The organism is Candidatus Enterococcus murrayae, assembly GCF_017315985.1.
GTDB lineage: Bacteria > Bacillota > Bacilli > Lactobacillales > Enterococcaceae > Enterococcus_A > Enterococcus_A murrayae.
In genome coordinates this window covers 172,269-197,457 of sequence record NZ_JAFLVR010000001.1, presented here as the reverse complement: position 1 = coordinate 197,457, position 25,189 = coordinate 172,269, and the positions used below count along the sequence as shown (strand labels likewise).

Here is a 25,189-nt window from a genome sequence, read left to right as displayed (position 1 = left end):
GCGTTGGATGAGAATGTCCTTCGCCTCATTTTTTTAAATGATTAAAAATTTATTTTTAAGGACCAACTAATAAGGAAGGATCTAATTATGGATCGAATAAAAGCATTATTAGCAGAAAAATTTGGCTATACGCAATTTAGAAGCGGACAGGAAGAAATTATCCAAAAAGTTCTGCAGCATCAAAATGTCTTAGGGATCATGCCTACTGGTGGCGGGAAATCGATTTGTTATCAATTGCCGGCACTAGTACTTGATGGGTTGACGCTGGTAATTTCTCCTTTGATCTCCCTAATGAAGGACCAAGTAGACAGCTTGAATGAGATAGGAATCCCAGCAGCTTTTATCAATAGTACATTATCCAATTTAGAAATGAACGAACGGCTGAAGCAAGCGGCTCGAGGAGAGATCAAGCTGCTATATGTTGCTCCTGAGCGTCTAGAATCAGTGGATTTTCGCGAATTATTACGATATGTTCCTATCGAGCTTTTAGCGGTTGATGAAGCTCATTGTATTTCACAATGGGGGCATGACTTTCGTCCGAGTTATCTAAAATTGGCAGAAACAATTGAGAACTTTGATCAACAGCCAACGATTATTGCGTTAACCGCTACGGCAACACCACAGGTAGCAGATGATATTTCTAGTTTGTTACATATTTCGAAAGAGAATGAAGTGAAGACAGGTTTCGCCCGTGAAAATCTAGCTTTTCAAGTTGTAAAAGAACAAAAGGATCTTTATTTACTGGAATACTTAAAACTTAATAGAGGGCAGTCTGGAATCATTTATGCTTCAACACGAAAAGAAGTCGATCGTTTATATCATTTGTTGAAGCATCATGATTTCGCTGTAGGGAAGTATCATGGAGGTTTGAATGGGGACGATCGCTTGAAAAATCAAGAGGACTTTCTTTTTGATCGAATTGAGGTGATGATTGCAACGAATGCTTTTGGTATGGGAATTAATAAAAGCAATGTTCGTTTTGTGATCCATGCACAGATTCCAGGAAATCTGGAATCTTATTACCAAGAGGCCGGTCGTGCCGGAAGGGATGGTTTGCCGAGTGAAGCAGTATTGCTCTATGCACCTCATGATATTCAGATTCAACACTTTTTCATTGAACAATCTCAATCGGAAATAAATTATCAACAAAATGAATACACGAAATTACGAGAAATGAATCAATATGCACACACACAAATGTGTTTGCAACGCTATATCTTGAAATATTTTGGCGAAGATCAGGCAGATTGTGGAAGATGTAGTAACTGCTTAGATGAGCGAGAACAAGTTGATATTACAGTTGATACGCAAAAAGTATTGTCTTGTGTGAAGCGTATGGGAGAAAAATTTGGAAAAGCACTCGTCGCGAAAGTCTTGACGGGATCGAACGATCAAAAAATAAATCAATGGAAGTTCCAACAGCTGCCTACATATGGGCTAATGAAAGATCATTCGCAAAAAGAGGTTGCTAACCTGATTGATTATCTTACAGCAGAACGCTATTTGATTCCTTCCGAAGGTCAATACCCTGTGTTGACAGTTTCTGAACAAGGGATTTCTGTTCTTTTGGGCAAACAAGAAGTATATCGCAAACAGGCACCAGTGAAACAATTGGTGGCAGATAATGAACTTTTTGAAAAAATGAGAACTTTGCGATCTCAGCTCGCTCAAGAAAAAAATTTACCGCCATATGTCATTTTCTCGGATAAAACATTAACAGAATTAGCCGAAAAGCAACCTCAAACATCGTTAGAATTCTTACAAATTAAAGGAGTAGGAAAAAGTAAACTAGACAATTATGGCGATCAATTCTTGGCGCTTCTAAAAAAGGAAAACTAATTATTGCAGATCGAGTTTCTTCATCTTGAGGAAAAACGATCTGTTTTTTAGTTGAGGAATAAGATAAAAAGCTATTGCACTGAGCTGTGAGCACAATGCAATAGCTTTTATTGAGGAAAAAAATCTCGGTAAAACTGTTTGAACAGAAAAATCGTTTTGAATGAGGATAAAGATCAAATTATTTCAAATATTTGTGGAACGACTGTATCAATTCTAAGCAATTCATCTTCCGAAAGAATTTTTCCATCTTTACGCCAAATATTCACTCGACGTTGTTCCTTTTCAAGTGCATAATTTTCTGTAACATATTTAGCTCGGGGATTATTCAAAAATTTTTTAATAAACTGCGCGCGTAATTGGTTAAGTGACAACCCATTTTCTCCTTGTTTTAAGAAGGGGGACTCATAATGGTAAACACGTTGATCAGTTGAAATCGTTCCTCGCATAGTAATCTCCTTTAGTCATTTTAGTGAACCTATTCTAGCAGTAATTTTCGTTAAAAAAATAGAGTTATGGAAGTTCGTTAACTAATTGAAGCAATGAATTAGTGTAACTTAATCAAAGATACGCTAAGCAAGTTTGTTTTCTTTAAAAATAAAGAAGAATGTCTATATAGAGTCCAAATGGGTTGACCATGATTTAACAACAGTAGGTCCAACTCGTTCATTTAGAATTTATGGATGATTATCTTTGATAGTTGTGATTTTGAAGATAAATGCTTGAGAGAAATCTTGAAATTTTGTCATAATTTTTTTTTCATTATGGATGATAGAAAGATGTAGTGTTTGAAAATATTTTTTAATTTTACTATTTTTATAAAATTGTATTCGAACAAGATCCATCAATAGAACGGTAATCCCTCCAGCAAATCCACAGTTATACAGGTTGATTCCTGCTGTCAGATACTGTGTATTTCTGGTAACTAATGAAAAAAAGCCGCCAGAAAATGTACCTGTAACTAAACCATATTTTCGAGTCATCGGTGCAAGAGTGCTGGCAAAAAGGATGATGACAATATTGTTCGTTGTTGCAAGATCCTGATAGAAAAGCAATGCGGTTAGAAATACTCCAAGCGCTGGGAAAAAGAAGTAACGAAATTTAAAATTATACATACTAAAACCAGCGAAAGTTAAAATGGCACCGACCAAAATTCCGCTCAAAGGAACTTTTAGTACGAGCGTGAGAATCACTGCAAGATATCCATATAAGGAAAAACGAGCAATTTTCTTTAAGTCTGAGAGCAGATACTTTGAACGAGTGATATTTTTTTTATAGAAATAAAGAAAGACGAGAAGAGGTACAGTGAAAAGAGCAACAAGAAAATAAAACAAAGCGCGGTGATGCTCAAAAGAAAGAGCATGCGGAACAATTTTTATAGCTAAGACATTTCGAGTAGTCAAATTTCCGATGACACCGATAAAACCAGCAGAAAATCCCATATTATATAAATTTAATTCTTTTGTGTGAACTTTTAGAAACTCAAAGATTGGTAAAATCAAGTATCCAATCAATAGCCCCGCAATTAAAGCAATCATTGTATTAGGAATAATGAAATGATCCGGCGCACTATAAATGGTACTAACAATTGGTGAGAGACAAGTACTTAATAATCCCATAACTAATAGATCTTGTCTGCCAGAGTGATGAATTCGCAGATAAAGCAAACATCCAAAAATAATTGGAGCTGAGTTTACAATATTTTTTCCGAAAAAAGAAAAACCAGAGAGCATCATGATCACTGAAACAGTAAGTGAACAAAAATGATGTTTATGTTTACGCAAAAGAAACAGACTACTTAAGGTTAGAATCCCGCTATTTAGAAAAGCAGGTCCAACACCAGCAATATGCACATAATCCGTTACCAAATTACTCGGTGAACTGATAATGTGCTGCATTCCTATAATTAACTTTTGAGGACTGGCTAAGAAAAAGGCAGTCAATGTAATAGTTAAACCATATGAAATTAAAAAGACAAATATAAGATTTGTAGAAAGCAACGCTTGATTGGAACTTTTCAAAGAACCACACTCCTTTAAGTGACTTGAACGACAGTTACCCCCATATTTTGAAACTCCTCTAAAACTGTATCTGAACTAAATTTATCTGTGATTAAGTAATCAAAAGAGGAAACATCAGCTATTTTAAATTTAGATGTTATTCCGATTTTTCGGTGATCCGCTACTAAAATTTTACATCGGGTTGTTTTTTTAACCATCATTTCGTTGATAGCAGCCTCATTGATGAATTTGGTAGTGACCCCATTCTCTAAATCAACCCCATTACAGCCAATAATACACACATCTGCATTAACAGCAGATATAGTATTGATTGCGACATCTCCCACTAAGGACTCCTTTGGATAGCGCATCTCACCACCTGTCAAAACATAATTATAGTTGGCATTTTGCAATGAATAATTGATTTTCAAATTATTTGTTATGATTGTTAAATGCTCAGCATGCATAAAATCGACGGTCTTTAAAGCAGTCGAACTGGAATTAATAAAAATCGTGTCATCATCATGTATATACTTGTTTGCTTCTTGAGCAATGGCCTGCTTTATTCGAACAGGACCAGAATGATCATTATCAAGCTTGTTATCAAAATTAAAAATACAATAGCCAAATTTACGAATAATATCATTTTTTTCCTCTAACAAGTGAAGGTCACGACGAATCGTACTAAGCGATACATCTAAAGCCTCAGCTAACTCTAAAGTGGTCATGTGTTCATTCTTTTCTAAAATATCTAAAATGTCTTTATGTCGTTTATCAATATTAATGATCGAATTTTTCAATTTTCTTCCCCTTGCATAAAATAGTGATATAAATAATATGGTCTGTACAAAAAAATGAAACCGTTTTATATGATTTTATTATACATTTTTAGATAGATGATTTATATAGAAAATCTTAAAAAAATCAAAAATTCGTATAAATAGCGATTTATATGATTTTTTTAAATAGGACTTTAGCCCTATATCATTTAGTGCTGAAGCTATGTAAAATATAAGTAACAAGTTACCTAATTTAGCTGTTAGGAGATATAATTATGAGTGTAAAGAATTTAACAGAAGCATTTAAAAGAGGTCGAGATAAACAACAACGAGCGATTTTTGCTAGTTTATTTATTTTAAGCAATCGATTACAGACATCGTTCGATAAAGTAGATCCATTTATAACTATGAAGCAATTTATGGTTTTAGTGATGATCAAGCAAGCTCCTGATAAAACACTTGACTTGACTAGTTGTGGCGAGCTATTGGGATGCTCTAGGCAAAATATCAAAAAATTAGCAATAGTATTAGAATCGAAAAAGTTAATCATGATCTCTCGAAACAGTAATGACCGAAGAAGAACAAACTTAGCTCTAACAGCAAAAGGAGAAGAATATTTCCAATCAGTAGCTCAGCTGCACAGCAAGGCGCTCGGTATTATTTTTGAAGAATATACAGATCAGGAGTTAGAACTATTTTTTTCTGTTTTTATGAAATTGTATGATGGGACAGAAAAGCTAGAAGCAACAGAAAATGAAATAATCAAGGAGGAAATAGAATGACCAGTATCGTGATTTACGCAACAAAAAAAGGAAGTACTGGGCTTTATGCAAAAACCTTTGCTGAAAAAAATGATTATCAGATTTTTGAATATACACAAGCCCCTCCAGAGGAACTGGCAAGTGCGGAAAAGATTTTCTATTTTGGCAGTGTTTATGCTGGAAATGTACTAGGTTTGGATGAACTGAAGAAAAAAATTTCTACTAGCCAGCAAATTACTATTATCTCAGTTGGGCTAACTTCAAAAAATGATCAAGAAAAACTGGCTGAGATCCATAATGGGATTATGAAAATATTTCCAGAAGCGAAGATGTTTCATTTAAGGGGACGACTTGAAAAAGAACAACTGAAATTACCAGAAAAGCTTATAGTTAAAATGATTAGTAAAGCTAGTAAGAAAAAAGCAGCTCACGAGAAACTTAACATTGAGGAAGCTATTGAAAAAGTTGCTGATATCGGTAGTGTAGATTATATCAATTTGGAGGAATTAGAGATCATTAAGTAGTAAAAAGGGGGACAAACAAATGAAAAAGCTGATTACTATTTTTCTGGTCATAGTGGTCCTTATTTTGTGTGTGAAAATCGGTGCAAGTATTTTAACAAAAAATACTTTAAGGAAAGTGAAAATCAATGAGATTGATTTATCACGAGTAACAGATGGTGAGTATGAAGGAGCTGCAACGATTAAACCAGTATCTGTAAAGGTAAATGTATTAGTAGAAGACGGCAAAATCGCTACTATTAGAATGGTTGATCATGTGACAGGTTTAGGAAAAAATGGCGAGAAAATCGTCGATAAGATTATAGGCGAGCAAAGTTTAGATGTGGATGCTATAAGTGGGGCTACTCAAAGCAGTGTTACGATCATGAAAGCGGTCGAGGATGCTTTGTCAGAGAATAATTAAGATTTCTGACGAACGTTAATATTAAAAAAGGTGCTCTTTCTGTTTAGCGGAAAGAGCACCTTTTTTTATCACTATAAATAATACTTAAATAAATCTGGCAGATCAACACGAACAAGTTCTTCTGAAGCTAAAACTAGCTGATTTTTTGAATTATAAACAGTCCCTAAGTGGTGGATCACGGAGAGTCCGCTTTGTACATTGAATAGCTTAGACTGCTGATCGGTTAATTGATTGATTGATACTTGATTCATGCCCTTATATTTTGGATCGATATTAAAAGTATCTAGGAGTTGATAAAGTGAGCCTGATAAATCATTTTCAAATAAGAAAGTATATTCTAGCGGAAAATAATTTTTTTCAAGCATAATCGGTACGCCATCAATTTTACGAATACGTTCGACAGTTATAACGTTATCGGAACTAAATAATCGATCAAAATCAATGGGAGCAGGAAGCTCCTGAATAGAGCGAACCTCAGAAGTTAGTTTTTTTCCCTGATCTTGACAAACTTGAGTTAATGACAAGCTTCTTTGTTGAGTCTTGCTGTGTTTTTTTACGAAGGTGCCTTTTCCTTGGAGACGGAACAAATAGCCTTCTTCCACTAATTCGTCAATTGCCTTGCGAACAGTAATTCTGCTTACATTAAAGCTTCTTTGAAATTGTGCTTCAGAAAGCAGTTTGTCGCCAGCTTTGAGTTCCTCTTGTTTGATTTGTTGAAGAATGGCTTCTTTGATCTGTAAATAGAGAGGTTTATTCTTATCAACAATTTCTTGAACCATCATCACACCGCCTTTTCTTTATTATAAGCAAAGTAATCTGATAGTTCAACTATAGTACAAGTTTAATTTATTGCCATCAACTCGTATTGAAATAATCTCCAACATGTATTATACTTGTATTGCAAAAGGTGGAAATTACTAAAAAGAAAGTGAGGAGTTACAATGGAACTAAGAAGTATCATCGAGGAAATAAACAAGGAGCAGCAGGCAGTTGGCGGGATTAAAAATGTGGTGTGGTTAGCAGCAGGTGGAAGTTATGGCGGTTTTTATCCAGGGGACTATTTTTTAAATCAAGAGGCGTCAGAAATTCGATCTAGAAATATCACTAGTAATGAGTTTGTTAAAGCACCACCGGCTTTTGTTGGAAAAAATACATTGGCAGTTATTTGTTCAATGCGGGGAACTCCTGAAACGATCGAAGCAGCTAAGCTTGCCAAAAAACTTGGCGCAGCAACCATCGCCTTATATGTAGATGAATCAGAATTAACGGAAATCTGCGATTACCAAATTGGTTATGATTCTGTTGCAGTAGACAGCAGCGATTTTTCTAAAACCAACTCTGCTTACGGATTAAAAATTGCAATGCTAGTAATGGATGTCGTTGAGGGATACGAGCATATTGAGCTTGCACTGGAAAATTTTAAAGCGGTTAACAACATTTATAATCAAGCAGTTACAAAGATTCGAACCAAAGCGATTAAATGGGCGATTCAAAATCGTGAATCAACATCCGTTCATGTCATGGCGAGTGGGGCAACATTTGGAGCGGCCTATGTTTTCTCGATTTGTAATATCATGGAAATGCTGCAAATTGATTCTCCAACTGTTAATTGCTGTGATTTCTTTCATGGACCTTTTGAAGTAATCGATGAAGAGACTTCAGTCTTCCTTCTTATTGGTGAGGGCAACAATCGATCAAATGATGAACGAGCGGATCGCTTTTTGAAGGAGTTTGGTGGAAAGAAAGTTTTTCGGTTGGATGCACAAGATATTGGTATAAACAAGTTTGATTCAAAAGTTAGTGAACACTTCAATCACTTGATTTTCTCTCCAATTTTAAACAATGTCTTTATGCGTGAACTGGCTTACCAAATCAAAAAGGATTATATGACACGGACTTACATGTGGAAGGCACAATATAATTAATCAATCCTATCACTCAGCAACTAAGTTTCTGCTGAGTGATTTTTTGCATGATAGTATAAAAGAAAAAAGATTTGATTTTGAACATTTCTAAAAAACAGCAATCGCCTCGTTCAATTTTCCTTCAACACTTTCTCCACACAATTTTTCCATCACTCTTCAAAGTGTTGAAAGCGCTTGTTTTTTCCTTGGTACTAGTAGTTTTAAAGCTTCTAACAGAAGTTGGCACGGTAGTTGCTTAATATAAAAGCGAGAAGAGTTATAAGGAGGATAGGGAATGAACAAGATTATTTTAGCAAGCCACGGAGAATTTTCACAAGGATTAAAACAGACGGCATCAATGATTATTGGCGATGAAGGAAATATTTTCGCGCTATCTGCATTTCGCGACGAAGATGAGCCTATCAAAAGTCAGGTAGAACATCTACTAGAAGAAATAGGTCACGATGATGTTTACATTTTGACGGATATTTTTGGCGGGAGCGTCAACAATGATTTGTTAATGATTCAAAAGGAACATCAGGAAGTCCATTTACTCGCGGGGATGAATTTACCATTGGTGATTTCTATTGCCACCCAGACTGAAAAAATAAAATCAGATCAGTTGACAACAATTATTGAAGAGAGTCGCCAAGGAATAATTGATTGCAAACAGTTATTAGTGACAGAGATTAATATTGGAGGAGACGATTTATGATTAAACTAGTAAGAATTGATTACCGATTGTTACACGGACAAGTAGTTTTTTCCTGGACTAAGTCGCAAGGAATCAATCGCATCATCGTAATCAATAAAGAAGCTGCCACGGATGAATTCAAAAAAATGTCTTTGAATCTAGCTAAACCGACAGGAGTAAAGTTGAATATCTTTACTGTCGAAGAGGCATTATCAAAAATGATAAAAGTAGAAACATTAAAAGAAAATATTATGTTGATTTTCGGAAATACAAAAGAAACTTTAGCTTTTTGTGAAGCATATCCAAAAATCAAAGAAATCAACTATGGTGGAATACCAAAGACGAACAACGGGAAGCAATTTGGTAGTGCGATTTTCTTAAATGAAGAGGAACAGGTAGAAGCAAAAAAATTGAAGGAGATGGGAATAAAGCAATATATGCAGCAGATACCAACCTCTAAATCAGAAGATTTAAATAAATTAATTTAAAAGGAGGGCTTTAAATGTTGGTTCAATCAATAGTTTTAGGATTGATTGGTGTATTTGTCATGTTAGACTCTCGGCTGTTAGGACGATTAAATTTTGAACGTCCGCTGATTGTTGGGACCCTTGTAGGTTTAGCTTTGGGGGATCTGGAAAAGGGGTTGTTGGTGGGAGCTTCGATTGAATTGATCTCACTAGGAGTTGTTCAAGTTGGAGCTGCCGTACCAGCGGATATGACATTAGGCGCAGTTATCGCAACAGCATTTGCAATTTTATCTGGTTCAAACGCCGAAACAGCTTTAACAATTGCGATTCCGATCGCGATTTTAGGACAGCTTTTGGGGATTTTGATGCGGACTGTTTTAGCCAGTTTGACACACCGAGCCGATTCTTTAATTGAGGAAGGGAAATTTAAAAGCGCACAGCACATTCACATAGTCTGGGGAACGATTTTGTATTCAGTGATGTATTTTGTACCAATCTTCTTAGCTATCTATTTTGGTACAGACTTAGTTAAGACGATCGTTGATGCGATTCCTGAATGGATTACTGATGGGTTGAGTTTAGCAAGTAAGCTTCTGCCGGCATATGGGTTTGCTTTATTGCTGCAAACGATGCTGTCTAAAAAAATGATGCCATTTTTAGTTTTAGGTTTCTTGATCACTGCTTATTCAGGATTAGGAATTACAGGAGTCGCTTTATTTGCCGGAATTGTCGCTTTTGTCATGTATCAAATTGAAGCAAATAAATCTGGTGGAAACGGTGGTAATGGTGCAACAGAAGAACCTGATGCATTAGATGATCTATAAAAGGAGGTTAACAAAATGGCAAAAGAAAAAGATCAAAATGGTCGAAAATACTGGCAATTCTTTTGGCGCTCATGGGCTATTCAGGATTCTTGGAACTATGAACGTGCTATGAATATGGGTTTCTTATACGGAATTGCTCCAACATTGGACCGTATTTACAAGGATCCTAAAGATGAAGAGTTGAAAAAAGAAGCCTATCAACGTCATATGCTTTATTACAACTGCACCCCACAAACAAGTGCTTTTGTATTAGGCTTAGCAGCTTCGATGGAAGAACAATATTATGAGGACCAAGAAGGGTTTAACCCAGATACAATCAACTCAGTAAAAACGTCATTGATGGGACCATTGTCTGGAATTGGTGATTCCTTCTTCCAAGGAACTGTTCGTGTTTTGGCGTTTGGATTAGGAATTAATTTGGCACAGCAGGGAAGTATTTTAGGGCCGATTTTAGCCATGATTATTTCCTTTGTTCCATCTTACCTAGTGACTTATTATGGTGGGAAATTTGGTTATAACATGGGGAACAAATATTTGGCTAAACTTTATGAAGGCGGTTTGATGGACCGGGTGATGTATGTCTGCTCGATTATCGGTTTGATGGTTATTGGTGCAATGATCGCCAGCATGATTGGAATTACGACACCCATCAAATTCGGTAAAACATTTGTATTGCAAGATGTTTTGGATAGTATCATGCCTCAAATGTTACCGTTTGCCTTAACGATGTTTATGTATTGGTTGCTGCAAAAGAAAGTAAATACAAGCATTATGCTTTTAATTTGTATTATTGGCGGCTTGATTTTGAGTGCTCTAGGGATTTTTGTTTAATTCTGGTAGTTGAAGCAGACTCGTGATGTGGTGCAAACATCACTGTTTCGTTTCTCTAAATAAAAAAGAAAACTGAGGAGGAATTCAGAAAGATGAATTCAACGATGGAACCAAAAGAAATTATTAAAGAGATTGTCGGAAAGCAAGAAGTGAAACACGTTGTTTTCGTTGGCTGTGGCGCGTCAAAAGCAGATTTGTATCCAGCAAAATACTTTTTAGATCAAAATGCGAAGCAATTACGCATTAGCCACTACACAGCCAACGAATTCAACTTTGCTACACCAACTTCGGTCGATGAGAACACAGTTGTGATCTCAGCTTCACTTGGAGGTGCAACTCCAGAAACAGTAGAAGCCAATGCCGTTGCCAAAGATAAAGGTGCTACAGTAATAAGTTTAACACGAATAATCGACGCGCCGTTAACAAAAGATGCAGATTATGTGATTTATCATGGATTTGCTGAAAACTATGCAACCAAACTTGAAAAAACAGGCTATTGTCTGCTTTTAGCAGTAGAACTACTAAACCAAGTGGAAGGCTATGAGCATTATGATAAGATGATGAATGCTTTTGCTAAAATTTATGACTTGGCACAAGAAAGTGCAGAATCGGCCCGCAAAGCAGCGAAACAATTTGCACAACGTTTTAAAGACGAAAAAGTTATTTATATCATGAGTAGCGGTGCTACACATGAAGTAGCCTACTCATCATCTGTTTGCCTGATGATGGAGATGCAATGGATCAATTCGGGAACTTTCCATGCTGGCGAATTTTTCCATGGACCATTTGAAATCGTCGATAAGGATGTACCATTTATCTTGTTGATGAACGATGGAAAAACACGAGCGATTGACTCACGAGCGTTAGCCTTCTTGGATCGCTTTGATGCAAAAACCGAAGTGGTCGACGCTTTAGATTATGGATTATCTGCTCACGTAGATAAAGAAGTTTTAGACTACTTCAATCCATTTGTTATTACCGCAGTCTTCAGAGTATATGCGGAAGAGCTATCTTATGCTAGAGAACATCCACTTACAAAACGTCGTTACATGTGGAAACTTACTTACTAATCATAAAATTATGGCGAAAAAACTGAGATATGTCTTCTCGGTTTTTTCGCACTATTAAAAATTTTAGTCTCGTAGGCGAAAAGAAATGCTATACAATAGAAGTGAAGGTACATCAAATCGATTAAAAGCAGGTGACGAAATGAAAAAGGAATTGGATGAATATTTATATGAATTAACAATGAATCTGAAAGAAGGATCTGAGGAGCGTTTCTCAGCTTATAAGATCGCTGAGTCACTGCAATTAAATCGAAGTACCATTAGCAGTTACTTGAATCAAGCATTTCGTGAAGGAGAACTAGTAAAAATCAAGAGTTATCCTGTTTTATTTTTACATAAAAAAGCTTTAGAGGATGCTTTGATTGAAGTGAGTAAATTAGAGTACGATTCGCTAAAAGAGTTATTTGCGCAAGATAGTGGAAATGCGATCGAAGAGATCATTGGAGCCAACGGTAGCTTAAAAGAAGCAATTGATCAAATCAAAACAGCTGTTTTATATCCGCATAACGGCTTGCCAATTTTGCTGATGGGCGTAAGCGGCTCAGGAAAGACCTTTTTAGCAGAAAAAATCCATGAATATGCTAAAGAACAGCAGGTAATTGATCAAAAAGCGCCGTTTATCGCCTATAATTGCGCTCAATATTTCAATAATCCTGAGTTATTATCATCTGCACTATTCGGACATACTAAAGGCGCCTTCACTGGAGCAGATCAAGAACATAACGGACTGATTGAAAAGGCGGATGGAGGTATTTTATTTTTAGATGAGGTACATCGACTGTCAGAAGAAGGTCAGGAAAAATTATTTACCTTTATGGATACTGGAGAATTTTCACCGATGGGAGACACGAGTATTCGACGAAAGGCTAACGTCCGTTTAATTTTTGCTACCACTGAAAATGTCTATTCGGCTTTCTTGCCCACTTTTTTAAGACGGCTGCCGGTAATTGTTACCTTGCCTAAATTTCAAAACCGACCGCAGTCTGAGCGTCTACGATTGATTGATTCCTTTTTTATTGCAGAAAGCAGTATTTTAGACAAAGAGCTGCAAGTTTCCTACCAAATGGTTGATTTTCTATTGAATAGTGATCTAGAAGGAAATGTAGGGAAAATCAAAAATATTATTAAGTATGCTTGTGGTAATGCCTATGTTCATCAAAATAATAAGGAGACTATCGCGGTTCGTTTAAAAGATTTGCCGTTGGAATATAACCTGAAATTCAAGGAACAGTTTAGCAAGCCGAAAAAGCGGATGTCTAACCGAACCTATTTACCGAATACAAAGCAACAAATCCATTTGGAGAGTAAAGAAACACAGCTTCTTCGTAGTTTTTTTGCCGAACTGGTATCAGAGTTCAAAAAGGTCCAACAAAAAGAAAGCTTAGCACAAAAATTTATTGAAGATAATGTCAATCGTGTTACGCAAATGATGGACGAATTTATTTTCCAAGGAACTTACGAGAAAGAAGAATCCCTTTATTCGGTCTTAACTTATCATATTCGCCAAACTTTGGATATGATGTATGAAAATTATGGATTCGAGCAAGATGGCAATCGAGTAGTTTCTTTAGCTAGTTATCTTTATCTGAAGGATAATACTGATATCCTAAGCAGCGATTATGAGTGGCAGGAACTAAAAAATGGGCTGATAGAATTTTTAGCTTCTTTCTTAGAAACGCCATTTTGGTATGCAAAAAAATTATTGACCTACTTGTCACAGCAATTAGACCAGCAAATCTTAGAAGAAGACATTGTTTTTGTTACATTTTACTTTTACAGCTTACAAATCAATGATTTAAGAAACGACGTGAAATGTATCGTATTAGCGCATGGCTACTCGACAGCCAGTAGTCTAGCTAACGTGGTGAATCGTATGTTAGAAAAAAATGTTTTTCAAGCATATGATATGCCCATCAACATCACTCTTGATAAAGTAGAAAGTCAGATTATTCGTTATATTAATGATTACCGAACAGATTCTGGTTTGATTTTATTAGTAGATATGGGCTCTTTCAACCAATTGGGCGAGCGGTTGTCAAATCATATCAAGAGTCCGTTAGTTATTATTGATAACGTGAGTACACCGCTTGTCTTAGAGGTTGGACAGCATATTGTAAACGGCGATAGCGTGACCGAAGTGTATAAGGCAATAAACGTGGAAAATCGAATTCAAAAGCAATTGATTATTCCAGAAATCAATAAGAAAAAGGCAATCATCACCTGTTGCTATACTGGCATGGGAAGCGCTACACAAATTCAGGAGATATTACAAAAATGCTTAGGTGATTCAGCTAAAGAATTGACAATCCTCCCTTATGATTATAAAAAATTAGCGGAAAACAAAATGTATGAGACACCTTTTCAGTTGTACGATGTTCTCATGATCGTGGGTACAGAAAATCCTAAGATCAATCAAGTCCCTTACATTGGATTAGATCAGCTGATCAATGGGGAAGCTGTTTCTGAATTTGCGACATTGCTGCAGGCACAGGTTGACATTAATAGCGAAGCCTTTAAGAATCAATTAATTTTCAATTTTTCTATTAATAAAATTGTAGAAAATTTGACAATTTTAGACGCGACGAAGGTTCTCCAGCTGGTTCAAAAGGCAGTTAAGGAACTAGAAAAACTAATGGAAATTGAATTTTCAAATAATCAGTTGTTCTTACTATATATGCATTGCTGTACCATGATCGAACGAATTTTACGCAAAGAAAGTGTAGATGAACAAGAGGACATCGAAGAATATGTACAAAAGGAAGGTCATAATATGGAATTGATCCATCAGGCGTTCCAAGAAGTCGAAAAGGAATATACGATCGAGATCCCTTTGCTAGAGCTTCGATTATTAAACGATATTGTGAAGGACTAGGTGAAAAATGAAAAAAGCAGTAATTTTTGATATGGATGGTGTGTTGATAGACAGTGAGCCGTTCTATTTTGAAAGACGGATGGAGTATTTTAAAGAAAAAGGTATCCGACCTGGATCAAATAAGTTTGAAGATTATGTTGGCAATTCTGAAAAACAGACTTGGGAGATACTGGTTCCAAAAGATGAAACAAAAAGGAAACAGCTTCAACAGGATTACCTTCATTATAAAAAGAAAAATCAAATCGATTTTTCAAAAGCATTGAGAAGTTCTGTTTCTAAGGTATTAGATGAATTATTAGAAGCTGGTTTTTCTTTGAGTTTGGCATCGTCTTCCCCCCGTAGTGAAATCGATCAAATGTTATCTGATTGCAAGCTGATGGACTACTTTTCTTATACGATCAGCGGTGAAGAGGTAAAGGAAAGTAAGCCAAATCCTGAAATCTATTTGGTTAGCCAAGAAGTATTAAAATGCGACGACTATCTAGCCATTGAAGACTCACCTCTAGGAATTGCTGCTGCGAAAGCGGCAGGAATCTACACGGTTGCTTTGCAGCAAGATTTTTTGTTGGATCAAAAAGCAGCAGATAGTATCATTAGTGACCTGAAAGAAATTCTGACACTGCCGCAATTAACACGTTAATAACAGCGAGAACTTCTTATCAAAATCGATAAGGAGTTTTTTTGATAAATTATTTTATTGCAAATCTACTTTTTTTGTATTAGAATTACGTCAATCAATAATCATGCATTGAAGAGAAGAGTAGTTGACTGGGAAACGATTAAAGAGACCCTCGGCAGGTGAAAAGAGGGATTGTGGAGAATCAATGAAGATGAGCTCTGAGCCTTTAGTTTGTTCACGCAAGCTGGACGGGAAGCGACCGTTACATCGCCGGGTATGTTTGTACCGTTGAGGTATTGTCTGCGAAGGCAATACAAATAAGGGTGGTAACGCGAAAATATTCGTCCCTTTATTTATCAGTAATCTGGTAGATAAAGGGATGGATATTTTTTTATTTGTCAAAAAAAAATTGGGAGAGTGTTTGTATGAAAAAATTTGGGTTTGTTCTATTGATCTTAAGTTGTATGACCCTCTTAGCTGCCTGCGGTTCCGGTTCAGCTGAGAAAACAAATAAAATAAAAATCGGGGCCTCGCCAACTCCTCATGCTGAAATTCTGGAACATATCAAACCAGAACTAAAAGAAAAAGGCATTGACTTGGAGATTGTAAAATTTGACGATTATGTTTTGCCGAACAAGGCGTTGGAAAATGGAGATATAGATGCAAATTATTTTTCAACAGTTCCATACTTTAATTTGCAGAAGAAAGAGAACGGCTATAAATTCTCAAATGTTGGAGCAATTCATCTTGAACCGATGGGAATATACTCTGGAAAGATAAAAAAAGTTAATGAAATACCAAATGGAGCAAAAGTCATTGTTTCTAATGTACCTTCTGAATGGGGAAGGGTACTAAATGTCTTTGTAAAAAACAATTTGATAAAAATAAAAGCAGACATAGCAATTGATAAGGCAACTTTTGATGATATAACAGAGAATCCTAAGAATTTAGTATTTGAGCACAGTGTTGATCCGACCTTGCTCACCTCGGCTTACGAAAATAATGAAGGAGACTTAGTAGCTATTAATTCAAATTTTGCCTATGAAAAGGGGTTGAATCCTGTAAAAGATTCATTGATGATCGAACAAAATGATTCTCCGTATGTAAATATTGTAGCAACAAGAACTGAAGACAAAAGTAGTAAAGAAATCAAGACCATCGTGGAAGCTTTACATGAACTAAAAATCCAAAAATGGATAGAGAAAAAATGGGGCGGTTCAATTGTGCCCGTCAATAATTAATCAAGAGAAAGAGTTGGTGAATATAATGGAACGAGCAATTTTTGCAGGTGGCTGTTTTTGGTGTATGGTAAAACCCTTTGATACTCTATCAGGAATCGAATCAGTGATTTCTGGTTATACTGGCGGTGAGAAAGAAAATCCAACATACTTGGAGGTGAAGAGCGGCACGACGGGTCACACAGAGGCGGTTGAGATCATTTATAATCCTGAATTAATCTCCTATGAAGAACTGGTAGAAATTTATTGGCAGCAAACCGATCCAACAGATGCCTTTGGTCAGTTTGAAGATCGTGGGAGCAGTTATCGTCCGGTTATCTATTATTTTAACGAGCAACAAAGAAGAATCGCGAAAAAAAGTCGAGATGCACTGCAAAATAGTGGGCGATTTAATCAGCCGATCGTAACGCAGATTGAAGCAGCGAGAACTTTTTATCCTGCCGAAGTTGAGCACCAAGATTACTACCAAAGAAATCCAGAAAATTATCAAAAAAATGCAGAGCGAAGAAAAAAATTTATTCGTGAATTCTGGTAAGTTCAGCAACCGTGAATGCTCTTATTTCAAAAAAGTATGAAAACTGAGAGGAGTTTATTAGACTCAGCAACGCATGAGTTAAAGGAGATGACTAACTAATGATAACTTCACGAATTGACACAATTTTCAATACCAATATTGAAAAGGTCTGGCAGATCGTGACAAATGCAAAATGGAGGAGTGATCTCAATAAAATTGAAATGATTGAAGATTAGAAGATTTTCATTGAGTGTACGAATCAAAATTATTCTACAAAATTTATGATCACTGATTTTTACTTACTGGAGTTATTCTCATTCAGGATGGAGAATGGCTAGGTGAATTTTAGCGTTGGACAAGAAAAAGACAAAAATTGTCTTTGCTGAAGAAGTGAATGTAAAAAAATTTTTATGAGACCTTTTATCAAAAGTTTAAAAAAAGAAGAAAACCTGTGTTGACGATCTGACTAGTTTTTCAGGAGAGTAACTTTATAGTGACTATTATATGGAAAACAACCATCCGCTTCCTTATAAATGAAGCGGATGGCTTCTATTCTAATAATTCTTTTTGAAATACGCAGCTTCAGAGGAGCGTTGTTTCAATTGCTCCATATTAATAATCTGAAATCTTCGTTTTTCACGTTTCAAAATGCCAGAATCACATAATTTGTTCAATAAACGCAGTAAATGACGATAACTAACTCCAATAGTAGCAGCTACATCAGTCAAATTATCAAAAAAATAATACTTATAAGAACCTTGAAGTATATAGGTGCATAAGCGTTGTTCTCCTGAGTATAGTGCATTAGAAGTGTAATTATGGGAGCTATTAATCAGATTCTCCGAAAGTCCTTTAGCTAACGTCGTCATAAAAGTTAGATTTTTGAAAATTGTATCTTGATCATCTTGAAACGGAACGATGATAACTTCAAAGGGCGAAAGAGTAATGACCGAAGCTGTAGCGTAAACTGTATTGGACATCAATTCAACGTCACCAATCAAACCACTTGATAGATAATAAGCTAGAACTAAATCCTTACCACTAGGGGCACTTGTACAAACTTTGGCCTTGCCTGAGACAACGATCATAATGTATTTATACTCAACACCTTGAGAAAAAATCGTTTCTCCCGATTTGAAACGACGAACCTCACAAACAAATTGATGGTCTAATAAACCATACTTACTGAGCAAATCAAGATGATGTTTATCTAAATTACCTGTCATAGGATGTCCCTCATTTCTGCTATTACTTCATTAAATATTGAAAATGGTCTTTATATGCATTTTACTATTAATTTGATTTGAATGCTCACAATCGATCGAAACAATTATGTCGAGTTCTTAAAAAATAGAAATTTAAATTGAAAACAAAATATTTTCAAAATAAAATTCAAATTAATATTACGTTGTAATGATTCGTCATTTTTATGTTACCAGTCTTTTTAATGATGTGATAATCCTATAATTTCAACCAAATATTTAAAAGAGAGTGTTTTTTTTTAGAACGTAATTCTTGTGGCAAGATGTTTATGCTTTTTTCAAAGTTATTTTAAATGATTTGTATTTTTGTAAAAATCTTATGTGAAGTATGCTACAATTATTCTGTATTGAAAACGATTGCAAATAAAGGAGGATAATTGTATGACAAAAACTGTAATAGTAGGTACAAATCATGCTGGCATTGCTGCAGCCAATACGCTTTTGGACAATTTTGAAGATCAAGAAGTGGTGATGATTGATCGAAATAACAATCTCAGCTACTTAGGGTGTGGAACTGCACTATGGGTAGGAAGACAAATCGACTCTTATGAAGGTCTGTTTTATACTAAGCGGGAAGATTTTGAAGCAAAAGGTGCTAAAATTTTTATGGAAACAACTGTTGAGAGCATCGATTATGATCAGAAAGAGGTTCGCTGTTTATCAAAAAATGGGGATTCCTTTGTTGAAACATATGATAAATTGATTTTAGCTACTGGTTCTGTTCCGATTTCACCAAAAGTTCCAGGGCGTGATTTGGGAAATATTCATTTTTTGAAGCGATTCCAAGATGGGCAGGCAGTTGATGAGCTTTTAAATACTGATGATGTTGCTAACGTTGCAGTTATTGGCGCCGGATACATTGGTGTAGAAATTGCTGAAGCAGCAAAACGTCGTGGCAAAAACGTCCTATTATTCGATGCGATGGAACGTTCTCTACCAAGCTATTATGATAAATGGTTTACTGATGATATGGATGCTGTTTTGAAGGAGCATGAAATTGACTTACATTTTGGTGAATTAGCTATGGAATATAAAGGGAGCGGTAAAGTTGAATCAATTGTGACTGATAAAGGTGAATATAAAGTTGATTTAGTTATTAATGCGATTGGATTTTTACCAAATAATGATTTAGCAAAGGATCATTTGGAACTATTTAAGAATGGTGCCTATCTCGTTGATCGTCACCAGCAAACAAGTGATCCAGACGTTTATGCTGTAGGAGATTGTGCGACGATTTATTCAAATGCACTTCAAGATACGACTTATATCGCGTTAGCAACTAACGCGGTACGTTCTGGAATCGTTGCTGGATACAATGTTGGTGGAGTTGGGCTAGAGTCGACTGGGGTACAAGGATCAAATGGTATCTCAATTTTTGGACTGCATATGGTTTCGACTGGCTTATCAGTAGAAGCAGCAGGAAAACATGGAGTTGCTGTCAAGTATACTGACTTTGAGGATTTACAGCGACCAGGATTTATGAAGAAAAATGCCAATGTAAAAATCCGAATCGTGTACGAAGAGGATACTCGCCGAGTAGTCGGTGCTCAATTATCATCTACTGAGGATATTTCTGGTGTGATTCATATGTTCTCACTAGCAATTGAAGAGCAAGTAACGATCGATAAATTGAAACTCTTGGATATTTTCTTCTTACCTCATTTCAATCAGCCATACAATTATATTACGATGGCTGCTTTAAGCGCAGAATAATTAGTAAAACGGAGCTGTTGCATTTTTGCGACAACTCCGTTTTCTGTTTACTCGGCCATAGTTAAAATATCTAGAATTTTTTGATAATTTTGATCTTGAAAGATTTGATAATTCAAATTTTTATATAATTTGACAGCATGGTGACTCCAGGTTTGTGTATTTAGATAAAGATCTTGATCAGGATAATTCTCGTGAAGAATTTGAGTGACGCGAATCGCTAGAGCTTTTGCTAATCCTTTCCTCTGTTCTTCTGGAATAACACCTAACCAGTGAAGACGGGGATAATCATCTTTTGTCCACCATGCAGTAAAGGTAGCAACTTTTTCGCCTAAAGGATTTTCGACGAAAAGCATTCTCTTTTTCAACTCATTTTGAAAAGGGGTGAAGGATTTTTTGAAATAATCTGCTGCGTCCTTTTCTGTATCAAATTCTAAGACGGCTGTTTCGATACGACACCAATCCTTTTCATCACCTGGTTGATAGAAAACTATCTGATACCCTTCAGGTAGTTGAATTTCTGGTAACGAAGTAGCATTTGACGGGCGGAACATTGTGAATGGAATAAAAGGAACTGATTTATCCAACATAACAAGACCTCCATTTTTCATCTTACCAAAATCGTATCACGCTAGAAATACAAAAGCTAGTCAGTATCTTATTATTTCAATAAAAATGCTTGTTCCCTAGAAAAATATCTATTATTAAAAAAATGGAGCCATTGCGTGAGATAGGTATTATATAATGGATAGAGAATTCAGAATTGTTCGGGCTTGTCAAGGGATCTCCGCAATTTTACAGCCAGAGATTTATTGCAGCTTATGAATAATGAAAAAGTTTAGGAGGCAATTTTATGGTGAGAAGAGTATTTTTTAGTTTTTATTATGAGAATGATTTATCAAGAGCAATGGTGATTAAAAATAATTGGGCTTTAAAAGAAAATGAAGAGTCTGGTTTTATTAACAAGGCTGAGTTCGAGCGAATCAAACGTGATGGCGAGGAGAGTATTAAACGATGGATAGATAAGCAATTATCTGGCACTTCAGTAACAGTCGTATTAATTGGGAGTGAAACATTAGATTCCAAATATGTTCAATACGAAATTGAGCAAAGTCATGAAAGAGGCAACGCAATTATTGCGTTAAAAATCGGCAAAGTCAAAAATTTAAGTCAGAAAACATCTATCAGTCAGTCGGTAGTAAAGATCATTGGAAAGAAGAAAAACGGCGAGCTGCTTTGGTTTGATGAGATTATAGACAGAGAATATGATTACATCAAAAATGATGGATTCAACAATCTTGAGAAATGGATTGAAAATGTTGATAAAGTGAAAGAGAAATAAAAATTTCTTTTCCGATTATCTATTTATCTATGTGGATTTCTAGAGAAGGTTACTGACTATTTTTAAAGGAGAGAATGAAGATAATAAAGGGGAAAAAGGATACAGGCTTTCTGAGAGAGAGAAAAAGGACAAGCAATTGAACGAATAAGTTCAGTTCTTGTCCTTTTCAACTATTTTGATAATGCCAAAGCCAGTGCTTTTTGCACGGCCACGATATTTTTATCTTTTCTAAATTGAATCGTTTCTGCAGGTAGTTCGGCACTAGAAATCCAAATTTTTAATTCCGCATCTAAATCGAAATGTCCGCTGGTCTCTACTGAAAAGCGTGAGATTGAGCGATATGGAATTGATTTATACTCAACCTTCTTGCCTGTCATGCCCTGCTTATCAACTAAAATTAAGCGAAAGTCAGTAAATACGATCAAATCGCGAACTAGTTTAAAGGCCAAGGAAACAGTTTCACCTGTTATTAGTACATCTTCTAATTTTTTTTCAACAGTCAGATTATTATGCTGACTGGCATTTCCCATTAATCCATCAAAAATACTCATAAAGGCACCTCTTCTTATTATTAGATAAAGTAATTTTAGCTGATAATTCATAGAAAAACCACTCCTAACAAATAGAATAAGCTCGAAATAAAAACCATTGTTTTCACAATAAAACTTTTTGTTTTTTTAAATAAAATGTTCTTGCTTATCGAATAGGGTTTCGTTATACTCGGAAGGGAAAAGAGCCCGGTTTCAAAATTGGGAGGTAGGAGGTGTTCTCATGCTTAAAAACTATCAACGGTGACTGTGAAACCAATCATTACTTAGAGTTTCTAAGCAAGTAGAACAAATGACTTTCCTCCGACTCACTTTTTTTGCAACCAGCTAAAAAGGCTATTCAGTGTGCAGAAAAATAATAACATGGAGGAACATACTTAATAAGTATGTTTTTTTGTTGTGTATAAATGAAGTCTTTGTGGCTACTGAAAACGTTTCAAGTGAAAATACAAACTTTAAAGGAGCAGAAAGATGAAAAAATTCTTAGCAGTAATTAGCTGTTTGTTATTAACAGCAGTAGTCGTTTATTCAAAAACTGAAGAGGTTCACGCAGCAGATAAATCTGTAAAAGTGCAACGCTTGGTGAAGAGCAAAGATATTAAGTCAGATGATTTCTTTGTTGATGCTAAATGGTTAAAGAATAAAATGAAAGATGACGATAAAACGGTTGTGATCGAAGCTTCCTATGGCGAAGGAAAAGACTACAAAAAAGCTCATATTCCAGGAGCGTTTCATATGGATACTATGGAAATTGAAACCGAAGAAAGCACTTGGAATATCCTAGATGCTGAAACGTGTAAAGAAGTTTTCCTAAAACGCGGCGTAACAAAAACAACTCCTGTAGTAGTATATTCCAGTGATATTAATGCTGCTGCCCGCATTGCTTTTGTAGCTTATTGGTTAGGTGTTGACGACGTGAAGATTTTAGACGGCGGTTTAAAGGCTTGGGAAAAAGCAGATTATAAGGTTGAAAAAGGCAATGAAGAGGCTAAAGCAGCAAAAGACTTTGGAGCTGATGTTCCTGGACGTCCTGAAAGCTTAATCTCAACATCAGATGATTTGCTAGCAGCTAAAGATAAAAATCCTGATTTAGTTCTTGCAAGCATTCGTTCATGGAAAGAATTTACAGGAAAGACAAGCGGCTATGATTATATTGAAAATGCGGGTGAACCCGAAGGCGCAGTTTACGCGAAATCGAGTAAAAGTAGCGCGGACGTGGCTCAATTAATGAATAATGATGGTACAGTCAAAGAACCGACCAAGATTTTTGCTGCTTGGGAAAAATGGGGAATTACTCCAGATAAAGAAGTTGCTTTTTATTGTGGAACGGGTTGGCGTGCAGCAACTGCCTTCTTTATTACTAAGCAAGAAGGTTGGAAAGATGTTAAATTGTTTGATGGTGGATGGTATGACTGGGATATCGCTCATCAAAAGGATCCTAGTAAGTATCCAGTTCAAGTTGGCGACCCAAGAGATAAAGACAAAGTGAAAATATTAAACTAATGAAAGTCTTAAAGTATTTGCTTCACCTATTACAACTAGGATTGATTTACCTTGTCTATTTAATGGATGATCTTTATAAAAATCATTTGGGTTTTATGCGAAATGTTTCTTTTTATTCGCATAAAGTAGATTCCAGCGCGTTCGGCAGCAAGTTGTTTTTGTTGCCGCTCGTGCTGGTGTTAATTGCATTGCTATTAGCCATTAGAAAAAGAGGACTTGAAAGTAGTATTTTGCTTATTTTAGGAGCAATTTTTCTGATTTGGCAAACAATTTTTAGATTAGAAACAACACCGATTTACTATTTAGTCAGCAGTATTTTGTGTTTAGGATTTCTATTACAATTACTGATTGTTTCATTGAAAAGGAGCTAATCGAACCGATGGATTACTCAGAGAAAACAATTGAAATGGCACAAATAATCGCAGAAAATTGTACAAGTTGTAAACGGTGCATGAAAGATTGTTTGTTCCTGCAAACATATTGCGAAGATCCGCAAAAAATGTTTCACCGATTTCTTGAAGAAGGACTTGAACCAATTATTCCATATTCTTGTATGTTATGCGGTCGCTGCACTGTAGTATGTCCGTTGAAATTAAAATTAGATGAAGCTTTTTTAGCGATGCGACAAGATTTAATCAAAGAAGGACTACCCTTAAAACAGTTAAAAAGTGTTGAGATGCATCAGAAACTTTCAACGAGCAAAGTATTTTCAGCAGTGAATCGAGGGGATATGAAATGAAATATGGTTTTATGGCAGGATGTGCACTAAGTTCAAGCAATCCAAAGCAAATTGGCCTAATTATCGAGTACCTAAAAAAATATTATCCTGATTTAGCGATTATTCAAGGATGTTGCGGGAAACCAACACGAATGATCGGACAAGAGCAATTGTTTCAAAAACGCTTCAGCCGCTTAACTGAACAAGTTCAGTTGGCAAATATCGACGAATTGATTGTAGCATGTCAAGGTTGTATCAAAACAATGACAATTCAGAACCAGTTTCCTACCTCATCATTGTGGGTGAAGATGGCTGAACTGGGATTGCCGCAAGAACTAATTGGTAAAGCAGAGAGAAGTGATGTTGTTTTTTCAGTTCAAGATTCTTGTCCCACCAAAGAAATAACGGAAATTCATCAGGCCGTTCGCTATTTATTAGAGCAATTAGGGTATCAAGTCGCTAAAAATCGGTTAACCGGGAAAAATACGTTGTGTTGCGGTATGGGTGGAATGTGTGGTGTTTCAAACCCAGAATTGGCAAAGGATTTTGCTGAGAAGCGTGTTCAGGATTTTAAAACAGATCACATCGTTACTTATTGTGCCAGCTGTACTTCGGCGATGATACTAGGTGGTGGACAAGCTTGGCATCTATTGGATTTAATATTTGGTGAGGTCATACATAAGAGTGATAAAACTCCAACGCACCCATTAGACAATCCATTACGAGCATGGAAAAATCGTTATCAATCGAAAAGAATAGTAACAAAAGCATAGGAG

The 25,189-nt window shown here is 35.8% G+C and carries 27 protein-coding genes and 1 other annotated feature; of the genes, 20 read left to right on the top strand and 7 right to left on the bottom strand.

From position 1 onward, the window contains the following. The first annotated feature begins 87 nt into the window (after positions 1 to 87). Entirely contained in the window at positions 88 to 1,839 is a 1,752-nt protein-coding gene (gene recQ / locus JZO85_RS01060) for a DNA helicase RecQ (protein WP_207106644.1), read from the top strand. A gap of 173 nt (positions 1,840 to 2,012) precedes the next feature. Here recQ and JZO85_RS01055 read toward each other — a convergent pair whose 3' ends face one another. The 3 genes from JZO85_RS01055 to JZO85_RS01045 form a co-directional block, all read right to left on the bottom strand. Next, positions 2,013 to 2,285 (bottom strand): hypothetical protein, encoded by a 273-nt coding sequence (locus tag JZO85_RS01055; protein WP_207106643.1) that lies wholly within the window; start codon positions 2,283 to 2,285, stop codon positions 2,013 to 2,015. Between the two features lie 228 nt (positions 2,286 to 2,513). Further along, positions 2,514 to 3,857: a DUF1576 domain-containing protein gene (locus JZO85_RS01050; protein WP_207106642.1), complete on the bottom strand. Its 1,344-nt coding sequence runs from the start codon at positions 3,855 to 3,857 to the stop codon at positions 2,514 to 2,516. Between the two features lie 14 nt (positions 3,858 to 3,871). After that, positions 3,872 to 4,636, bottom strand: coding sequence for a DeoR/GlpR family DNA-binding transcription regulator (locus JZO85_RS01045; protein ID WP_207106641.1), 765 nt, complete (start codon positions 4,634 to 4,636; stop codon positions 3,872 to 3,874). A gap of 254 nt (positions 4,637 to 4,890) precedes the next feature. Here JZO85_RS01045 and JZO85_RS01040 point away from each other — a divergent pair, with 254 nt between their 5' ends. The 3 genes from JZO85_RS01040 to JZO85_RS01030 are packed head-to-tail and all read left to right on the top strand — an operon-like array spanning position 4,891 to position 6,300. Beyond that, positions 4,891 to 5,397 carry a MarR family winged helix-turn-helix transcriptional regulator gene (locus tag JZO85_RS01040; protein WP_207106640.1) on the top strand — a complete coding sequence of 169 codons (507 nt, stop codon included), beginning with the start codon at positions 4,891 to 4,893 and terminating at the stop codon, positions 5,395 to 5,397. Continuing rightward, positions 5,394 to 5,900, top strand: coding sequence for a flavodoxin domain-containing protein (locus JZO85_RS01035; protein WP_207106639.1), 507 nt, complete (start codon positions 5,394 to 5,396; stop codon positions 5,898 to 5,900). Before JZO85_RS01040 ends, JZO85_RS01035 begins: the two co-directional genes overlap by 4 nt. 19 nt (positions 5,901 to 5,919) lie before the next feature. Beyond that, positions 5,920 to 6,300, top strand: a complete 381-nt coding sequence (locus tag JZO85_RS01030) for an FMN-binding protein (RefSeq protein WP_242550139.1) — start codon at positions 5,920 to 5,922, stop codon at positions 6,298 to 6,300. A gap of 71 nt (positions 6,301 to 6,371) precedes the next feature. Here JZO85_RS01030 and JZO85_RS01025 read toward each other — a convergent pair whose 3' ends face one another. Next, positions 6,372 to 7,082 carry a GntR family transcriptional regulator gene (locus JZO85_RS01025; RefSeq protein WP_242550138.1) on the bottom strand — a complete coding sequence of 237 codons (711 nt, stop codon included), beginning with the start codon at positions 7,080 to 7,082 and terminating at the stop codon, positions 6,372 to 6,374. 159 nt (positions 7,083 to 7,241) lie between these two features. Between JZO85_RS01025 and JZO85_RS01020 the strand changes: the two genes are divergently transcribed. The 10 genes from JZO85_RS01020 to msrA all read left to right on the top strand — a co-directional run bounded on the left by JZO85_RS01020 (position 7,242) and on the right by msrA (position 17,351). Next, positions 7,242 to 8,225, top strand: a complete 984-nt coding sequence (locus JZO85_RS01020) for a sugar isomerase (protein ID WP_207106638.1) — start codon at positions 7,242 to 7,244, stop codon at positions 8,223 to 8,225. Positions 8,226 to 8,499: 274 nt separating this feature from the next. Then, positions 8,500 to 8,919: a PTS sugar transporter subunit IIA gene (locus tag JZO85_RS01015; RefSeq protein WP_207106637.1), complete on the top strand. Its 420-nt coding sequence runs from the start codon at positions 8,500 to 8,502 to the stop codon at positions 8,917 to 8,919. Further along, positions 8,916 to 9,386: a PTS sugar transporter subunit IIB gene (locus JZO85_RS01010; RefSeq protein WP_207106636.1), complete on the top strand. Its 471-nt coding sequence runs from the start codon at positions 8,916 to 8,918 to the stop codon at positions 9,384 to 9,386. The genes JZO85_RS01015 and JZO85_RS01010 overlap by 4 nt, the downstream gene beginning before the upstream one ends. A gap of 14 nt (positions 9,387 to 9,400) precedes the next feature. Next, positions 9,401 to 10,189 (top strand): PTS mannose/fructose/sorbose/N-acetylgalactosamine transporter subunit IIC, encoded by a 789-nt coding sequence (locus JZO85_RS01005; RefSeq protein WP_207106635.1) that lies wholly within the window; start codon positions 9,401 to 9,403, stop codon positions 10,187 to 10,189. 15 nt (positions 10,190 to 10,204) lie between these two features. Beyond that, a complete protein-coding gene (locus JZO85_RS01000; RefSeq protein WP_207106634.1) occupies positions 10,205 to 11,020 on the top strand; it encodes a PTS system mannose/fructose/sorbose family transporter subunit IID in 816 nt (271 codons plus the stop codon). A gap of 92 nt (positions 11,021 to 11,112) precedes the next feature. Further along, the gene (locus JZO85_RS00995) at positions 11,113 to 12,090 is read left to right on the top strand and encodes an SIS domain-containing protein (RefSeq protein ID WP_207106633.1); all 978 of its coding nucleotides are present in this window, start codon (positions 11,113 to 11,115) and stop codon (positions 12,088 to 12,090) included. Positions 12,091 to 12,229: 139 nt separating this feature from the next. Then, a complete protein-coding gene (locus tag JZO85_RS00990; protein ID WP_207106632.1) occupies positions 12,230 to 14,959 on the top strand; it encodes a sigma 54-interacting transcriptional regulator in 2,730 nt (909 codons plus the stop codon). 7 nt (positions 14,960 to 14,966) lie between these two features. Beyond that, positions 14,967 to 15,599 (top strand): HAD family hydrolase, encoded by a 633-nt coding sequence (locus JZO85_RS00985; protein WP_207106631.1) that lies wholly within the window; start codon positions 14,967 to 14,969, stop codon positions 15,597 to 15,599. Positions 15,600 to 15,698: 99 nt separating this feature from the next. After that, positions 15,699 to 15,930: a binding site (T-box leader), on the top strand. A 73-nt stretch (positions 15,931 to 16,003) separates the two neighbouring features. Continuing rightward, complete coding sequence (locus tag JZO85_RS00980) at positions 16,004 to 16,819, top strand: MetQ/NlpA family ABC transporter substrate-binding protein (RefSeq protein WP_207106630.1); 816 nt, start codon at positions 16,004 to 16,006, stop codon at positions 16,817 to 16,819. Between the two features lie 25 nt (positions 16,820 to 16,844). Beyond that, on the top strand, positions 16,845 to 17,351 hold the full coding sequence (gene msrA / locus JZO85_RS00975; protein WP_207106629.1) for a peptide-methionine (S)-S-oxide reductase MsrA: 507 nt from the start codon (positions 16,845 to 16,847) through the stop codon (positions 17,349 to 17,351). A gap of 533 nt (positions 17,352 to 17,884) precedes the next feature. On the opposite strand, the gene JZO85_RS00965 is transcribed toward msrA, so the two are convergent. Then, positions 17,885 to 18,556 carry a Crp/Fnr family transcriptional regulator gene (locus tag JZO85_RS00965; RefSeq protein ID WP_207106628.1) on the bottom strand — a complete coding sequence of 224 codons (672 nt, stop codon included), beginning with the start codon at positions 18,554 to 18,556 and terminating at the stop codon, positions 17,885 to 17,887. A gap of 417 nt (positions 18,557 to 18,973) precedes the next feature. On the opposite strand from JZO85_RS00965, the gene nox reads away from it, so the two are divergent. After that, on the top strand, positions 18,974 to 20,305 hold the full coding sequence (gene nox, locus JZO85_RS00960) for a H2O-forming NADH oxidase (protein ID WP_207106627.1): 1,332 nt from the start codon (positions 18,974 to 18,976) through the stop codon (positions 20,303 to 20,305). A gap of 47 nt (positions 20,306 to 20,352) precedes the next feature. Here nox and JZO85_RS00955 read toward each other — a convergent pair whose 3' ends face one another. Further along, positions 20,353 to 20,892, bottom strand: coding sequence for a GNAT family N-acetyltransferase (locus tag JZO85_RS00955; RefSeq protein WP_207106626.1), 540 nt, complete (start codon positions 20,890 to 20,892; stop codon positions 20,353 to 20,355). 263 nt (positions 20,893 to 21,155) lie between these two features. Here JZO85_RS00955 and JZO85_RS00950 point away from each other — a divergent pair, with 263 nt between their 5' ends. Further along, on the top strand, positions 21,156 to 21,644 hold the full coding sequence (locus tag JZO85_RS00950) for a TIR domain-containing protein (protein WP_207106625.1): 489 nt from the start codon (positions 21,156 to 21,158) through the stop codon (positions 21,642 to 21,644). 170 nt (positions 21,645 to 21,814) lie between these two features. Here the strand turns inward: JZO85_RS00950 and JZO85_RS00945 are convergent, their stop codons facing one another. After that, complete coding sequence (locus JZO85_RS00945; protein WP_207106677.1) at positions 21,815 to 22,195, bottom strand: PH domain-containing protein; 381 nt, start codon at positions 22,193 to 22,195, stop codon at positions 21,815 to 21,817. Between the two features lie 468 nt (positions 22,196 to 22,663). Here JZO85_RS00945 and JZO85_RS00940 point away from each other — a divergent pair, with 468 nt between their 5' ends. The 4 genes from JZO85_RS00940 to JZO85_RS00925 are packed head-to-tail and all read left to right on the top strand — an operon-like array spanning position 22,664 to position 25,186. After that, positions 22,664 to 23,695: a sulfurtransferase gene (locus JZO85_RS00940; RefSeq protein WP_207106624.1), complete on the top strand. Its 1,032-nt coding sequence runs from the start codon at positions 22,664 to 22,666 to the stop codon at positions 23,693 to 23,695. Beyond that, entirely contained in the window at positions 23,695 to 24,066 is a 372-nt protein-coding gene (locus JZO85_RS00935; protein WP_207106623.1) for a hypothetical protein, read from the top strand. Before JZO85_RS00940 ends, JZO85_RS00935 begins: the two co-directional genes overlap by 1 nt. 8 nt (positions 24,067 to 24,074) lie before the next feature. Next, entirely contained in the window at positions 24,075 to 24,434 is a 360-nt protein-coding gene (locus tag JZO85_RS00930; RefSeq protein ID WP_207106622.1) for a 4Fe-4S dicluster domain-containing protein, read from the top strand. After that, entirely contained in the window at positions 24,431 to 25,186 is a 756-nt protein-coding gene (locus tag JZO85_RS00925) for a heterodisulfide reductase-related iron-sulfur binding cluster (RefSeq protein ID WP_207106621.1), read from the top strand. Before JZO85_RS00930 ends, JZO85_RS00925 begins: the two co-directional genes overlap by 4 nt. The last annotated feature ends 3 nt before the right edge of the window (positions 25,187 to 25,189 follow it).